The following is a 14,370-nucleotide window of genomic DNA, read 5'->3' on the forward strand; positions in this document are numbered from 1 at the left end:
TCCTGCTTTAATGTCCTACTACTTCGACAGATATGGACGACAATGTCATCTCGCAAATTCGGCTTGAACCTGGTGATTGTCCTGGCCATCGCCGCACTGTTCACCGGGTTCTGGGCGCTGATCAATCGGCCGGTTTCCGCGCCAGCCTGGCCTGAGCAGATATCAGGTTTCTCGTACTCGCCATTCCGTCTGGGGGAGAGCCCGCAAAAAGGCCAATACCCAAGCGACGCCGAGATGCGCCAAGACCTGGAGCAGATGAACAAGCTGACCGACAGCATCCGTATCTACACCGTCGAAGGCACCCAGGCCGATATCCCGCGGCTGGCAGAGGAGCTTGGGCTTCGCGTCACCCTGGGCATCTGGATCAGCCCGGACCTGGAGCGCAACGAGCGTGAGATCGCCACGGCCATCGAACTGGCCAACACCTCGCGCAGCGTGGTTCGCGTGGTGGTCGGCAACGAAGCGCTGTTCCGCGAAGAGGTCACGCCCGAAGCACTGATCCAGTACCTTGACCGGGTGCGAGCCGCAGTCAAGGTGCCGGTAACCACCAGTGAACAGTGGCACATCTGGAAGGAACACCCGGAACTGGCCAAGCATGTCGACCTGATTGCCGCGCACATCCTGCCCTACTGGGAGTTCGTGCCCATGAAGGATTCCGTGGAGTTCGTCCTCGATCGGGCCCGTGAGCTGAAACAGCAGTTCCCGCGCAAGCCATTGCTGCTCTCGGAAGTCGGCTGGCCGAGCAACGGCCGCATGCGCGGCGGCGCCGACGCCACCCAGGCCGACCAGGCCATCTACCTGCGCACGCTGGTCAACACCCTCAACCGCCGTGGCTACAACTATTTCGTCATCGAAGCCTACGACCAACCCTGGAAAGCCAGTGACGAGGGCTCGGTAGGCGCCTACTGGGGCGTATTCAATGCCGAACGCCAGCAGAAATTCAATTTTGAAGGGCCGGTGGTGGCGATACCGCAATGGCGTGCGCTGGCGGTCGCCTCGGTGGTGTTGGCGATGCTCGCCCTGACCGTGCTGCTGATCGACGGCTCGGCCTTGCGCCAACGCGGCCGGACGTTCCTCACCTTCATTACCTTCCTCTGTGGGTCGGTGCTGGTGTGGATCGGTTACGACTACAGCCAGCAGTACAGCACCTGGTTCAGCCTGACTGTCGGCGTACTGCTGGCGCTCGGCGCACTCGGCGTGTTCATCGTGCTACTGACCGAGGCGCACGAGTTGGCCGAGGCGGTGTGGATTCACAAACGCCGCCGGGAGTTTCTGCCGGTGCAGGGCGACAGCGCCTACCGGCCCAAGGTCTCGGTGCATGTACCGTGCTACAACGAACCGCCAGAGATGGTCAAACAGACGCTCGACGCCTTGGCCGCGCTGGACTATCCGGACTACGAAGTACTGGTGATCGATAACAACACCAAAGACCCAGCCGTGTGGGAGCCGCTCAAGGCCCACTGCGAAAAGCTCGGCGAGCGCTTCAAGTTCTTCCACGTCGCGCCGTTGGCCGGGTTCAAGGGCGGCGCGCTGAACTACCTGCTGCCGCACACCGCCAAGGATGCCGAAGTGATCGCAGTGATCGACTCGGACTACTGCGTGGACCGCAACTGGCTCAAGCACATGGTGCCGCACTTCGCCGACCCGAAGATCGCCGTGGTGCAATCGCCGCAGGACTACCGCGACCAGCACGAGAGCGCCTTCAAGAAGCTCTGCTACAGCGAGTACAAAGGCTTCTTCCACATCGGCATGGTCACCCGCAACGACCGTGACGCGATCATTCAGCACGGCACCATGACCATGACCCGGCGCAGCGTGCTAGAAGAACTGGGCTGGGCCGAATGGTGCATCTGCGAAGACGCCGAACTGGGCTTGCGGGTGTTCGAAAAAGGCCTGTCGGCCGCCTACGCCCACAACAGCTATGGCAAGGGCCTGATGCCCGACACCTTCATCGACTTCAAGAAGCAGCGTTTCCGCTGGGCCTATGGCGCCATCCAGATCATCAAGCACCACGCCGCCGCCCTGCTGCGCGGCAAGGGCAGCGAGCTGACCCGTGGCCAGCGCTATCATTTCCTGGCTGGCTGGCTGCCATGGGTCGCCGATGGCATGAACATCTTTTTCACTGTCGGCGCCCTGCTCTGGTCGGCGGCGATGATCATCGTGCCGCATCGGGTCGATCCACCCCTGATGATCTTCGCCATCCCGCCCCTGGCGCTGTTCTTCTTCAAGGTAGCCAAGATCATCTTCCTTTATCGCCGAGCGGTCGGGGTCAACCTCAAGGACGCTTTCGCAGCGGCGCTGGCCGGGCTTGCGCTGTCGCACACCATCGCCAAGGCGGTGCTGTACGGGTTCTTCACCAGCAGCATGCCGTTCTTCCGCACGCCGAAAAATGCCGATAGCCATGGATTGCTGGTAGCGATTGCCGAAGCGCGCGAAGAACTGTTCATCATGTTGCTGCTGTGGGGGGCGGCAGCCGGGATCTACTTGGTGCAAGGGTTGCCGAGCTCGGACATGCGGTTCTGGGTCGCGATGCTGCTGGTGCAGTCACTGCCATACCTGGCGGCGCTGGTCATGGCACTGTTGTCGTCGTTGCCCAAGCCCGAACACAAGATGGCCGAGCCTCAGGAGGCTTGAGGATGCCAGGGCCGCGCAGCGGCCCAATGCCCCGTGCCGACAACCCTTGTTTGATATAAGATAACGCCCCTCGTTTTTCCGCCTTGCCTTGCCCCGGAGTTCCCCATGACGGCCCCAGCCGAGCTCTCGCCTACCCTTCAACTGGCCTGCGACCTGATCCGTCGCCCCTCGGTCACCCCTGTCGACGCCGACTGCCAGGCGCAGATGATGAAGCGCCTGGGCGCCGTGGGCTTTCAGCTCGAACCGATGCGCATCGAGGACGTCGACAACTTTTGGGCCACCCATGGCAACCAGGACGGTCCGGTGCTGTGCTTCGCCGGCCACACCGATGTGGTCCCCACCGGCCCGGTGCAGCAGTGGCAGCATGAGCCGTTCGAGGCACTGATCGATGCCGACGGCATGCTCTGCGGTCGCGGCGCCGCCGACATGAAGGGCAGCCTGGCCTCCATGGTGGTCGCCAGTGAGCGTTTCGTGCAGGACTACCCGAACCACCGCGGCAGGGTCGCCTTCCTGATCACCAGCGATGAAGAAGGCCCGGCCCATCACGGTACCAAGGCTGTGGTCGAGCGCCTGGTCGCGCGCAACGAGCGCCTGGACTGGTGCATCGTCGGCGAGCCGTCGAGCACTACCCTGCTCGGTGACGTGGTCAAGAACGGCCGCCGTGGCTCGCTCGGCGCCAAACTGACCGTGCGCGGCAAACAAGGCCACGTGGCCTACCCGCACCTGGCGCGCAACCCGATCCACCTGGCCGCGCCGGCGCTGGCAGAGCTGGCCGCCGAACACTGGGATGAAGGCAACGCGTTCTTCCCACCGACCAGCTTCCAGATCTCCAACCTCAACTCCGGTACCGGCGCCACCAATGTGGTACCTGGCGATCTGACCGCGCTGTTCAATTTCCGTTTCTCCACCGAGTCGACGGTCGAAGGCCTGCAAGCGCGAGTATCGGCAATCCTCGACAAGCATGAACTGGACTGGTCGATCGACTGGGCGCTTTCGGGCCTGCCATTCCTGACCGAACCCGGTGAACTGCTCGATGCCGTGTCGGCCAGCATCAAGGGCGTCACCGGCCGTGATACCCAGCCGTCCACCAGCGGTGGTACGTCCGATGGCCGGTTCATCGCCACCATGGGCACCCAGGTCGTTGAACTGGGCCCGGTCAATGCAACGATCCACCAGGTCGACGAGCGCATCCTGGCCAGCGACCTCGACCTGCTGACCGAGATCTACTACCAGACCCTGGTGCGGTTGCTCGCCTGATGCTCGCCTGCCCTATTTGCCATGCGGCCCTGACGCGGCTCGACAACGGCGTGGTGTGCCCGGCCGGCCACCGCTTCGACCGTGCCCGCCAGGGTTACCTGAACCTGCTGCCTGTGCAGCACAAGAACAGCCGTGACCCTGGCGACAATCAGGCCATGGTCGAAGCACGCCGGGATTTCCTCGATGCCGGCCATTACGCGCCCGTGGCCCGCCGCCTGGCCGAGCTGGCCACTGAGCGCCAGCCCGGCGCCTGGCTCGACATCGGCTGCGGCGAAGGCTACTACACCGCGCAGCTCGCCCAGGCCCTGCCACAGGCTGACGGCTACGCCCTGGACATCTCGCGCGAAGCCGTCAAACGCGCCTGCCGCCGCGAGCCTTCGGTCACCTGGATGGTCGCCAGCATGGCCCGCGTACCCTTGGCCGATGCCAGTTGCCAGTTCATCGCCAGCGTCTTCAGCCCGCTGGACTGGGCCGAGGCCCAGCGCCTGCTGAGCCCGGGTGGCGGCCTGATGCGGGTGGGCCCGACCAGCGGCCACCTGATGGAGTTGCGCGAAGTGCTCTACGATGAAGTTCGCCCTTATGCCGACGACAAACACCTGGCCCTGGTACCGCAGGGCATGGCCCATGCCCACAGCGAAACCCTGGAGTTCAGGCTGAGCCTGGCTGCACCCAAAGCCCGCGCCGACCTGCTGGCCATGACCCCGCACGGCTGGCGCGCCAGTGCCGAGAAACGCGCGCGGGTGATCGACCAGGCCGAGCCCTTCGACGTCACGGTTTCCATGCGTTATGACTATTTCGTGCGCCAAGACTGAGCACACCCGGAGCCCTTATGCGCCAACCTGATATCGAGATCTACCTGAAGGACGCTGACGTCGACCACAAGCAGATTGCCCAATGGCTCGGCGAAGCGATCGGCCCCTGCAGCGAATGGCAGCAGAAAGGCCAGACCTTCAAATGCAAGGCCGGTAACATTCCGGTCACCTGGTTACCCAAGGCTGTAGGGAAATGGAACAGCCTTTACCTGGAAAGCGACCAGACCCCATGGGACGATGACGTCGCCTGCGCCCGCGCCGCATTCACCGCACTGGGCGTGGAAGTGCGCTGCGCGCCGGGTGGCTGGGTCGAGGAAGATGGCGAGGAAGATGCCGATCGCTGGATCCGCATCAGCGCTGACGGTGAAGAGGAAATCACCTGGCGTACCTCGTGAGCGGCAAGCTTTAAGCGGCAAGCTGCAAGAGGGTTCGCATCAGGCTGCAAGTTACACGGTCAACTTGCAGCTTGAGGCTTGAGGCTTGAGGTTTGGGACTTAGAGCCCTACCACGTCCTCGGCTTGCAGGCCTTTCTGGCCCTGCACGCAGGAGTACTCGACCCGCTGCCCTTCGACCAGGGTACGATGCCCCTCACCGCGGATCGCCCGATAATGGACGAACACATCCGCACCACCTTCGCGCTGAATGAAGCCAAAGCCCTTGGCATCGTTGAACCACTTTACATTCCCAGTCTCACGAGACGACATCTGAACTACTCCGGATTTTTATTGTGAAGATCGCCTTGTAGACACAGGGTTTCCTCCCCGTGCCGACGCCGCTTGCCGAAATATCCTGCAAGTGGCAGGCCGAGTATATGACACAGAACAAATAATTTTCATGACCGCCGCGCCCTTTGCAGGATTTTGCTGAACTTACGCCGATACGGCAGACTAACTGATTGCACACTTACTAAAAATCACACCCAGGGCACACACCCCATGACCCGTTCTCCCCTGCGCCGCCTGATCTTCGGCGCTCTGCGTCGCCTGTTGTACCTGTGGGTGCGCTCCGAGACCATCAATCAGTCCGCCATGAGCCTGCAACTCGACCGCAGCCGCCCGGTGTTCTATGCCCTGCCCTCGCCATCGCTCACCGACCTGGCCGTACTCGACCACGAGTGCACCAAGGCGGGGCTGCCGCGCCCGGTACTGCCGGTAGCTGTGGGCACACTGCACGAGCCGGCCGGTTTCTTCTACCTCACCCCCGACCCGGACTGGCTCGGCCGCCAAGACAAGCGCGGCGCGCCTCCTGCCCTTGAGCGTGTGATTGCAGCAGTCAGCAAGCATGCCGAGGAAGATGCACAGATCATCCCGGTCAGTGTGTTCTGGGGCCAGACGCCTGCAAGCGAATCGAGCCCGTGGAAATTGCTGTTCGCCGACAGCTGGGCGGTAACCGGGCGCCTGCGCCGGCTACTGACCATCCTGATACTGGGGCGCAAGACCCGCGTGCAGTTCTCGGCGCCGATCCAGGTGCGTGACCTGGTGCAGCACAACAAAGGCCATGAGCGCACCGTGCGCATGGCCCAACGCCTGATGCGCGTACACTTTCGCAACCTCAAGACTGCAGTGATCGGCCCGGACATCTCGCACCGGCGCAATCTGGTGAAAGGCCTGGTGCACGCACCACTGGTTCGCCAGGCCATCGGCGAACAAGCCCAACGGGAAAACATTCCCGTGGCCAAGGCTGAAGCACAGGCCCTGCGCTACGGCAACGAGATCGCCTCGGACTACACCTACACCGCGATCCGCTTCCTGGAAGTGGTACTCAGCTGGTTCTGGAACAAGATCTACGACGGTATCAAGGTCAACCACATCGAGCAGGTGCAAGGCATCGCGCCGGGCCACGAAGTTATCTACGTACCGTGCCATCGCAGCCACATCGACTACCTGCTGCTGTCGTACCTATTGTTCCGCAACGGCCTGACGCCACCGCACATTGCCGCCGGCATCAACCTCAACATGCCAGTGATCGGCGGCCTGCTGCGCCGCGGCGGCGCTTTCTTCATGCGCCGCACGTTCAAGGGCAACCCGCTGTACACCGCAGTGTTCAACGAATACCTGCACACCCTGTTCACCAAGGGGTTCCCGGTCGAGTACTTCGTCGAGGGCGGGCGCTCGCGCACCGGGCGCATGCTGCAACCGCGCACGGGGATGCTGGCGATCACCCTGCGCAGCTTCCTGCGCTCATCGCGCACACCGATCGTCTTCGTGCCGGTGTACATCGGCTACGAACGGGTACTGGAAGGCCGCACCTACCTGGGTGAACTGCGTGGCGCCAGCAAGAAGAAAGAGTCGATCTTCGACATATTCAAGGTCATCGGCGCGCTGAAGCAACGCTTCGGCCAGGTCTACGTCAACTTCGGCGAACCGATCCGCCTGGCAGGCTTTCTCGACCAACAGCAACCCGGCTGGCGCGAACAGGCACTTGGCCCGCAGTTCCGTCCGGCCTGGCTGAACGAGACCACCACCCGCCTGGGTGAAACCGTAGCCCGTCACCTCAACGAAGCCGCAGCGGTCAACCCGGTCAACCTGGTAGCCCTGGCACTGCTCTCCACCAGCCGCCTGGCCCTGGACGAAAGTGCCCTGACCCGGGTACTGGACCTGTACCTGGCCCTTTTGCGCAAGGTCCCCTATTCGCAGCACACCACCCTGCCCGAAGGTGACGGCCAGGCGCTGATCGAACATGTCAGGGGCATGAACCTGCTGGCGGAACAAAAAGACGCCCTTGGCCGCATTCTCTACCTGGATGAAGCCAATGCAGTGCTGATGACCTATTACCGCAACAACGTCCTGCACATCTTTGCCTTGCCGGCGTTACTGGCGAGCTTCTTCCACAGCAGCTCACGGATGAGCCGTGAACTGCTCGGGCAATATGTACACGCGTTGTACCCGTACCTGCAGGCCGAACTGTTCCTGCGCTGGGCACCCGAGCAACTGGACGAGGTGATCGATCAGTGGCTGGCGGCACTGGTCGAACAGGGCCTGCTGCGCCGCGAAAACGATGTGTACGTGCGCCCGGCCCCCAGTTCGCGCCAGTTCGTTTTGCTGACGCTGCTGGCCCGCACCATCACCCAGACTCTGCAGCGCTTCTACATGGCCACCTCGCTGTTGCTCAACAGCGGCCAGAACACCCTCAGCGCCGAAGCACTGGAAGACCTCTGCGTGATGATGGCCCAGCGCCTGTCGATACTGCATGGCCTGAACGCCCCCGAGTTCTTTGACAAGACGCTGTTCCGCCATTTCATCCAGACCTTGGTCGAGCAAGGTGTGCTGCGCCCGGATGGCAACGGCAAACTGGGCTACCACGACAAACTTGGCGAACTCGCCGAAGGGGTGGCCAAGCGTGTGTTGTCGGCAGAGCTGCGCCTTTCGATCCGGCAGGTGGCGCTGCACCGTGAACATGCGCTGGAAGCATCGATCCTCTAAAGCATCATCAACCGGAAAAATCCGTTAAAGTCCTTGGGCTTGGCCACAAGCCAGCCCAAGGACAACGGAGAATCCATGAAAAAGCTCGTTATGCTGTGTTGCGCATCCCTGCTCGCAGCCTGTTCCAGCCACACCCCATCGCCACAGGCCAGCCTGGACGGTGAAGTCTTCTACCTGCAGCGCATTGCCCTGCCGCCCAGCGCCACCTTGAGTGTCGAACTGCAAGACGTGTCGCTGATGGACGCCCCTGCGGTGACCCTGGCCCGCCAGGCCGGCCCGGTCAAAGGCAACGTGCCGCTGCCGTTCCACCTCACGTATGACCCAGCCCAGGTCAAGCCTGGCCACCGCTACGCGGTGAGCGCCCGCATCGAGCTGAACGGCAAGCTGCTGTTCATCAACACCGAGCATCATGGGGTCAAACTCGACGGCAGCGATGAGCAGCCAGTACGGATCAAAGTCGATCCGGTGCGCTGATCCCCGCCTACTTCTGTTCAAAAGGAAAGCTTCATGATTCGCTCCTCCCTGCGCTTGACCACCCTGTGCGCCGGCCTGCTGCTGTCGGCCAGCGCGCTGGCCCTGTCACTTGGCGACCTGAGCCAGAAAGACGCCACCGGCGGCCTGAAGGATGCCCTGACCCAAGGGGCGCAGCTCGCCGTCAAGCAACTGAGCACCCCAGGCGGGTTCAGCAATAACCCCGATGTACGCATCGAGTTGCCAGGCAACCTCGGCAAAGCCGCCAAAGCCATGAAGATGTTTGGCAAAGGTGATGAGGTTACCGCCCTGGAAGACAGCATGAACAAGGCCGCTGAAGCGGCGGTGCCGCAGGCCCAGGCGATCCTGGTGGACGCGGTGAAGAACATGAGTGTGACCGACGCCAAGGGCATTCTCAGCGGCGGTGACGACTCGGCCACCCAGTACCTGAACAAGAGCAGCCGGGAGCAGATCCGCGCCAAGTTCCTGCCCATCGTCAAGGCGGCGACCGACAAGGTTGGCGTGGTTCAACAATACAACAGCTTTGCCGGCCAGGCGTCAGCCCTGGGCCTGGGCGATGCCAAGAGTGCCAATGTCGAGAGCTATGTGACCGAAAAAGCCCTCGACGGCCTGTTTGAAATGATCGCCAAACAAGAACAGAGCATTCGTCAGAACCCTGCACAGGCGGCTACCAGCCTGGCCAAGAAGGTATTTGGCGCCCTGTGACCCGCGAAGGGAGGGCGACGCCCTCCCCCGCAGCCTTCAGCCCTTCTTCACCCTGAACCACGCCGCATACAATGCCGGCAGGAACAACAGGGTCAGCGCCGTGGCAACGATCAACCCGCCCATGATCGCCACCGCCATCGGCCCATAGAACACGCTTCTGGACAACGGAATCATCGCCAGCACCGCCGCCAGTGCGGTCAGCACGATCGGCCTGAAGCGTCGCACGGTAGCCTCGATGATCGCCTGCCAACGGTCCAGCCCCGAGGCGATATCCTGCTCGATCTGATCCACCAGGATCACCGAGTTGCGCATGATCATCCCCGCCAGGGCAATGGTGCCAAGCATGGCGACGAAGCCGAACGGCTGGCGGAACACCAACAGGAACAAGGTCACGCCGATCAGCCCCAGTGGCGCCGTGAGGAACACCATCACCGTGCGCGAGAAGCTGCGCAGCTGGATCATCAGCAAGCTGAGCACCACTACGATGAACAACGGCATACCGGCGTTCACCGACTTCTGCCCACGCTCGGAGTCCTCGACTGTGCCGCCCACTTCCAGCAGGTAGCCATCAGGCAGCTTGTCCTTGACCTCCTGCAAGGTCGGGGCAATCTGCCTGACCAGGGTCGCCGGCTGCTGCTTGTCATAGATGTCGGCGCGTACGGTCACCGTCGGCAAGCGGTTACGGTGCCAGATGATGCCTTCCTCGAAGCCATAGTCCAGGGTCGCTACCTGCGATAGCGCAACGCTCTGGCCGTTGTCGGTGGGCAACGCCAGGCTGCCAAGGTTGCCCAGCTCGCCACGTTCTTTCTGCGTGCCGCGCAAAAGAATCTCGATCAGCTCGTTGTCCTCCCGGTACTGGCTCACCGTGGTACCGGTGAGCGAGCTTCGCAGGAAGCTCGACAGGTGGGCGGTGCTTACGCCAAGTGCGCGCGCACGGTCCTGGTCGATCGCCAGGAACACCGCCTTGCTCGGCTCTTCCCAGTCAAGGTGCACGTTCACCACATGCGGGTTCTCGCGCACCTTGTCCGCGACTTCGCGGGCCAGGGCGCGCACCTTCTCGATATGCTCGCCCGTGACCCGGAACTGCACCGGGTAGCCCACGGGCGGGCCGTTTTCCAGGCGGGTGACGCGGGCACGCAGGTCGGGGAATTGCTGGTCCACAGTGTTGATCAGCCAACTGCGCAAGCGCTCGCGCTCCTCCATGGACGTGGCCAGCACGACGAACTGGGCAAAGCTGGCGGCGGGCAGTTGCTGGTCCAATGGCAGATAGAAACGCGGCGACCCCGTGCCCACGTAGGCCACATAGTTGTCGATGCCATCCTGCTGCTTGAGCAGGGCCTCCAGTTGCTTGACCCGCTCGGTGGTATTGCCCAGCGACGCACCCTCGGCCAGTTTCAGGTCGACCATCAGCTCTGGGCGACCAGACGCCGGGAAGAACTGCTGCGGCACGAAGCGGAACAACGCAATGCTGCCGACAAAGGCTGCGATGGTCAGCAGGATGACCGTCTTGCGCCGCCGCACGCACCACTCCACCACACGTCGCACACGCTGGTAGAACGGTGTGGCATAGGGGTCTGGCGCATGCCCACTACCGTCATGACGGGCGGCATGCAGCTTGGCCAGGTCCGGCAGCAACCGTTCGCCCAGGTAAGGGACGAACACCACGGCCACTACCCATGAGGTGATCAGCGCGATGGTCACTACCTGGAAGATCGAGCGGGTGTACTCACCCGTACTCGACGCTGCCGTGGCAATCGGCAGGAAGCCGGCAGCGGTAATCAGCGTACCGGTCAGCATCGGGAAGGCCGTACTGGTCCAGGCGTAACTGGCAGCCTTGAACCGATCGAAGCCCTGCTCCATCTTGATCGCCATCATTTCCACGGCAATGATCGCGTCGTCCACCAGCAGGCCCAAGGCCAATACCAGCGCGCCCAGCGAGATCTTGTGCAGGCCGATGCCGAAATAGTGCATGGCGGCAAAGGTCATCGCCAGTACCAGGGGTATCGCCAGGGCCACCACCAAACCGGTACGCAGGCCAAGTGAGAAGAAGCTCACCAACAGCACGATGACCAGCGCCTCGACCAGCACCTGGACGAACTCACCCACGCCCGCCTTGACCGCCGCCGGCTGGTCGGAGACCTTGCGCAGCTGCATGCCGGCCGGCAGGTTGCGCGCCAAGCGCTCGAACTCACCTTCCAGTGCCTTGCCCAGCACCAGGATGTCGCCGCCATCTTTCATCGACACGGCCAGGCCGATCGCGTCTTCGCCCATGAAGCGCATGCGCGGCGCAGGCGGGTCATTGAAGCCACGGTAGACCTCGGCGACATCGCCGATACGGAAGGTACGGTCCCCTACCCGAATGGGAAACTGACGAATCTGCTCGACACTGTCGAACTGCCCGCTGACGCGCAGTTGCAAGCGCTCGCTGGGGGTTTCGAAAAAGCCGGCGGTACTCACCGCGTTCTGCTCCCGCAGCGCTTGCTGCACGGCCTCCAGCGGCACGCCCAGGGTGGCCAGCTTGAGGTTGGACAGCTCGATCCAGATTTTTTCGTCCTGCAGGCCGATCAGTTCGACCTTGCCCACGTCCTTGACCCGTTGCAGCTGGATCTGGATGCGGTCGGCGTAGTCCTTCAGCACCGCATAGTCGAAGCCGGTGCCGGTGAGCGCATAAATGTTGCCGAAGGTGGTGCCGAACTCATCATTGAAGAACGGCCCCTGGATTTCCGGGGGCAGGGTGTGGCGGATATCCGCGACCTTCTTGCGGATCTGGTACCACAGCTCGGGGATGTCCTTGGAATGCAGCGAGTCCCGGGCCATGAAGGTCACCTGCGATTCGCCGGGGCGCGAGAACGAGACGATCTTTTCGTACTCGCCGGTTTCCATCAGCTTCTTCTCGATGCGCTCGGTGACCTGGCGCGACACTTCCTCGGCCGTGGCCCCCGGCCACAGGGTACGGATGACCATGGCCTTGAAGGTAAAGGGTGGATCCTCGCTCTGCCCCAGCTTGGTGTAGGACATGGCGCCAATGGCAGCCAGCAGGATCATCAGGAACAGTACGATCTGGCGATTGCGCAGCGCCCAGGCGGAAAGGTTGAAACCCATCGGGACTTACTCCTTGGCCGTCAGGTTCACCACACGGTTGGTACGGTCCACCGGCCGCACCTCCTGCCCTTCGCGCAGCACGTGGCCGCCGGCGGCAACCACCCAGTCGCCAGGGTTCAGGCCCTCAAGTACGGGGACAGTGTCACTGCCATAAGGCCCCAGGCGCACGGCAGCACGCTCCAGTCGACGGTCCTGGTTGACTCGCCAGACGTACGCCTGGCCGTTTTCAGCGGTAATCGCCGAGAGAGGTACAGCCAGCGGGATCAGCCCGTCATGGGCGATGAATACCCGAGCGCTCTGCCCAAGATCGGCGGGCACCTTGGCCGAGTTGAACGCGATACGTGCGGCGAAGGTACGGGAACGGGGGTCGGCTGCGGGCGACAACTCACGGATACGGCCCTGGAAGCGCTCATTGCGCCGCGACCACAGCTCGACACTGACCTGCTGGCCAACGGCGAAGCGGGCGAACTGCTGCTCCGGCAGGCCGATGACGACTTCGCGCTCACCGTCAGCCGCCAGCGTGAACACCGTCTGCCCGGCAGCCACCACCTGGCCGACCTCGACCTGACGCTTGGCGATCACGCCGGCCTGGGGCGCACGCAACACGGCGTAACCGGCCTGATTGCCAGCCACGTCGAACTCCGCTTTGGCCTGCTTGAGGCGCGCGAGCCCGGCCCGGTAGAGATTCTCGGCGTTGTCGTACAGGGAATGGCTGACCATCTGCCGATCCAGCAGCTTGCGGTAGCGGTCACGCTCGGCGCGCACCAGCGCCAGGTTGGCTTCGGCGGCCGCCAACTGGGCACGGTTGGCCTCAAGTTGCAGGCGCACATCCTGGGGGTCGAGCTCTGCCAGTGGCTGATCGGCCTGGACCCGCTGCCCCTCCTCGACCAGGCGTTTGCTGACCTTGCCAGCGATGCGGAACGCCAGCTCCGGCTCGAAACGCGCTCGCACCTCGCCAGGGTAGCTGTCGGCTGAGGCTTGGGCCGGTTGCGGCTGGACCACCAGCGCCGGGCGCGGAGCAGTGGGCGGGGCGGCTTCCTGCCCGCAGGCCGCCAGCAACAAGGCGGCAGCGGCAGGCAGAGCGAGGCACAAGGCATGACGCAACATGATGAATCCTTTCGCGACGAGCGCATCGAATATTTATACTGTCGAGTATATTAAATCAGGGAACCGAAGCCGGGAAGCCAGCGTCGGAAAGAAAATCAACGTTAACGATGGGCCATTCCCTGAAGCCGGAAGGCAACCGAGCCGGTAAGATGGGGGCCCCTTCAACCAGACACGGATTCCAATGCCCAACGACGCACCCATCGGCCCAGGTCGCCCCAAGGACCTGGCCAAGCGCGAGGCGATCCTCGAAGCGGCCAAGACGCTGTTCCTCAGCCTCGGCTATGCCAACACCAGCATGGATGCGGTCGCTGCGGCGGCAGGTGTTTCAAAACTCACGGTCTATAGCCACTTCAACGATAAACAGACGCTGTTTGGCTCTGCGGTCATGGCTACCTGCCAGAATCAGCTACCCGACCTGATGTTCGAGTACCCCGAGGGCGCGCCCGTCGAGGCCGTGCTGCTGAATATTGCCCGGGGCTTCCAGGCGTTGATCAGCAGTGATGAGGCGGTCAAGTTGAGCCGCCTGATCATGGCCCAGGGCAGTCAGGACCCAAGCTTTGGCGAGTTCTTTTACGAAGCCGGGCCGAAACGGGTGCTGGCGGGCATGGAAGGGCTGTTGCGCGGAGTCGCCGAGCGCGGCCTGTTGCGCATCGACAACCCGTTGCACGCGGCCGAGCACTTCTTCTGCCTGGTCAAAGGAGCGCCCGATTACCGGTTGCTACTGGGGTGTGCAGGGCCATTGGAGGGAGATGAGGCCGAGGCGCATGTGCGCGAGGTGGTGGGGGTGTTCTTGCGGGCGTTTCGGCGCTGAGCCAATGTCGATAGCTGGCCGATTTCTG

At 63.0% G+C, this 14,370-nt stretch carries 11 protein-coding genes; 8 read left to right on the forward strand and 3 right to left on the reverse strand.

What is annotated here, in order from left to right; genetic code table 11:
* Positions 1-42 precede the first annotated feature (42 nt).
* The 4 genes from ACMGF5_RS03090 to ACMGF5_RS03105 all read left to right on the forward strand — a co-directional run bounded on the left by ACMGF5_RS03090 (position 43) and on the right by ACMGF5_RS03105 (position 5,098).
* A complete protein-coding gene (locus tag ACMGF5_RS03090; RefSeq protein ID WP_046784325.1) occupies positions 43-2,634 on the forward strand; it encodes a glycosyltransferase in 2,592 nt (863 codons plus the stop codon).
* A 105-nt stretch (positions 2,635-2,739) separates the two neighbouring features.
* Positions 2,740-3,891, forward strand: coding sequence for a succinyl-diaminopimelate desuccinylase (gene dapE / locus ACMGF5_RS03095; RefSeq protein ID WP_119687674.1), 1,152 nt, complete (start codon positions 2,740-2,742; stop codon positions 3,889-3,891).
* A complete protein-coding gene (locus tag ACMGF5_RS03100; protein WP_196996937.1) occupies positions 3,891-4,703 on the forward strand; it encodes a putative RNA methyltransferase in 813 nt (270 codons plus the stop codon). Before dapE ends, ACMGF5_RS03100 begins: the two co-directional genes overlap by 1 nt.
* A gap of 17 nt (positions 4,704-4,720) precedes the next feature.
* Positions 4,721-5,098: a hypothetical protein gene (locus ACMGF5_RS03105; RefSeq protein ID WP_012315913.1), complete on the forward strand. Its 378-nt coding sequence runs from the start codon at positions 4,721-4,723 to the stop codon at positions 5,096-5,098.
* A 99-nt stretch (positions 5,099-5,197) separates the two neighbouring features.
* On the opposite strand, the gene ACMGF5_RS03110 is transcribed toward ACMGF5_RS03105, so the two are convergent.
* Complete coding sequence (locus ACMGF5_RS03110; protein ID WP_012315914.1) at positions 5,198-5,407, reverse strand: cold-shock protein; 210 nt, start codon at positions 5,405-5,407, stop codon at positions 5,198-5,200.
* Positions 5,408-5,638: 231 nt separating this feature from the next.
* Here ACMGF5_RS03110 and plsB point away from each other — a divergent pair, with 231 nt between their 5' ends.
* From plsB to ACMGF5_RS03125, 3 genes are all read left to right on the forward strand, one after another.
* On the forward strand, positions 5,639-8,125 hold the full coding sequence (gene plsB, locus ACMGF5_RS03115) for a glycerol-3-phosphate 1-O-acyltransferase PlsB (protein WP_119687675.1): 2,487 nt from the start codon (positions 5,639-5,641) through the stop codon (positions 8,123-8,125).
* 75 nt (positions 8,126-8,200) lie between these two features.
* Complete coding sequence (locus ACMGF5_RS03120) at positions 8,201-8,599, forward strand: YbaY family lipoprotein (protein WP_046784329.1); 399 nt, start codon at positions 8,201-8,203, stop codon at positions 8,597-8,599.
* A gap of 33 nt (positions 8,600-8,632) precedes the next feature.
* A complete protein-coding gene (locus tag ACMGF5_RS03125) occupies positions 8,633-9,322 on the forward strand; it encodes a DUF4197 domain-containing protein (protein WP_046784330.1) in 690 nt (229 codons plus the stop codon).
* A gap of 36 nt (positions 9,323-9,358) precedes the next feature.
* On the opposite strand, the gene ACMGF5_RS03130 is transcribed toward ACMGF5_RS03125, so the two are convergent.
* Together ACMGF5_RS03130 and ACMGF5_RS03135 are read right to left on the reverse strand one after the other, a co-directional pair.
* The gene (locus ACMGF5_RS03130) at positions 9,359-12,424 is read right to left on the reverse strand and encodes an efflux RND transporter permease subunit (RefSeq protein ID WP_174142365.1); all 3,066 of its coding nucleotides are present in this window, start codon (positions 12,422-12,424) and stop codon (positions 9,359-9,361) included.
* A 6-nt stretch (positions 12,425-12,430) separates the two neighbouring features.
* The gene (locus ACMGF5_RS03135) at positions 12,431-13,531 is read right to left on the reverse strand and encodes an efflux RND transporter periplasmic adaptor subunit (RefSeq protein ID WP_012315919.1); all 1,101 of its coding nucleotides are present in this window, start codon (positions 13,529-13,531) and stop codon (positions 12,431-12,433) included.
* A 181-nt stretch (positions 13,532-13,712) separates the two neighbouring features.
* Here ACMGF5_RS03135 and ACMGF5_RS03140 point away from each other — a divergent pair, with 181 nt between their 5' ends.
* On the forward strand, positions 13,713-14,342 hold the full coding sequence (locus tag ACMGF5_RS03140; RefSeq protein ID WP_414157560.1) for a TetR/AcrR family transcriptional regulator: 630 nt from the start codon (positions 13,713-13,715) through the stop codon (positions 14,340-14,342).
* Positions 14,343-14,370 lie beyond the last annotated feature (28 nt).

It is taken from the genome of Pseudomonas sp. BNK-15, from assembly GCF_047456105.1.
Taxonomy (GTDB): Bacteria; Pseudomonadota; Gammaproteobacteria; order Pseudomonadales; family Pseudomonadaceae; genus Aquipseudomonas; species Aquipseudomonas putida_E.

Excerpts from the sequence above, each read along its gene's own strand:
- ACMGF5_RS03120 (WP_046784329.1), top strand. The coding sequence starts at position 8,201 with ATGAAAAAGCTCGTTATGCTGTGTTGCGCATCCCTGCTCGCAGCCTGT.
- ACMGF5_RS03090 (WP_046784325.1), top strand. The coding sequence starts at position 43 with ATGTCATCTCGCAAATTCGGCTTGAACCTGGTGATTGTCCTGGCCATC.
- plsB (WP_119687675.1), top strand. The coding sequence starts at position 5,639 with ATGACCCGTTCTCCCCTGCGCCGCCTGATCTTCGGCGCTCTGCGTCGC.
- ACMGF5_RS03105 (WP_012315913.1), top strand. The coding sequence starts at position 4,721 with ATGCGCCAACCTGATATCGAGATCTACCTGAAGGACGCTGACGTCGAC.
- ACMGF5_RS03110 (WP_012315914.1), bottom strand. The coding sequence starts at position 5,407 with ATGTCGTCTCGTGAGACTGGGAATGTAAAGTGGTTCAACGATGCCAAG.
- ACMGF5_RS03140 (WP_414157560.1), top strand. The coding sequence starts at position 13,713 with ATGCCCAACGACGCACCCATCGGCCCAGGTCGCCCCAAGGACCTGGCC.
- ACMGF5_RS03100 (WP_196996937.1), top strand. The coding sequence starts at position 3,891 with ATGCTCGCCTGCCCTATTTGCCATGCGGCCCTGACGCGGCTCGACAAC.
- dapE (WP_119687674.1), top strand. The coding sequence starts at position 2,740 with ATGACGGCCCCAGCCGAGCTCTCGCCTACCCTTCAACTGGCCTGCGAC.
- ACMGF5_RS03135 (WP_012315919.1), bottom strand. The coding sequence starts at position 13,531 with ATGTTGCGTCATGCCTTGTGCCTCGCTCTGCCTGCCGCTGCCGCCTTG.
- ACMGF5_RS03125 (WP_046784330.1), top strand. The coding sequence starts at position 8,633 with ATGATTCGCTCCTCCCTGCGCTTGACCACCCTGTGCGCCGGCCTGCTG.
- ACMGF5_RS03130 (WP_174142365.1), bottom strand. The coding sequence starts at position 12,424 with ATGGGTTTCAACCTTTCCGCCTGGGCGCTGCGCAATCGCCAGATCGTA.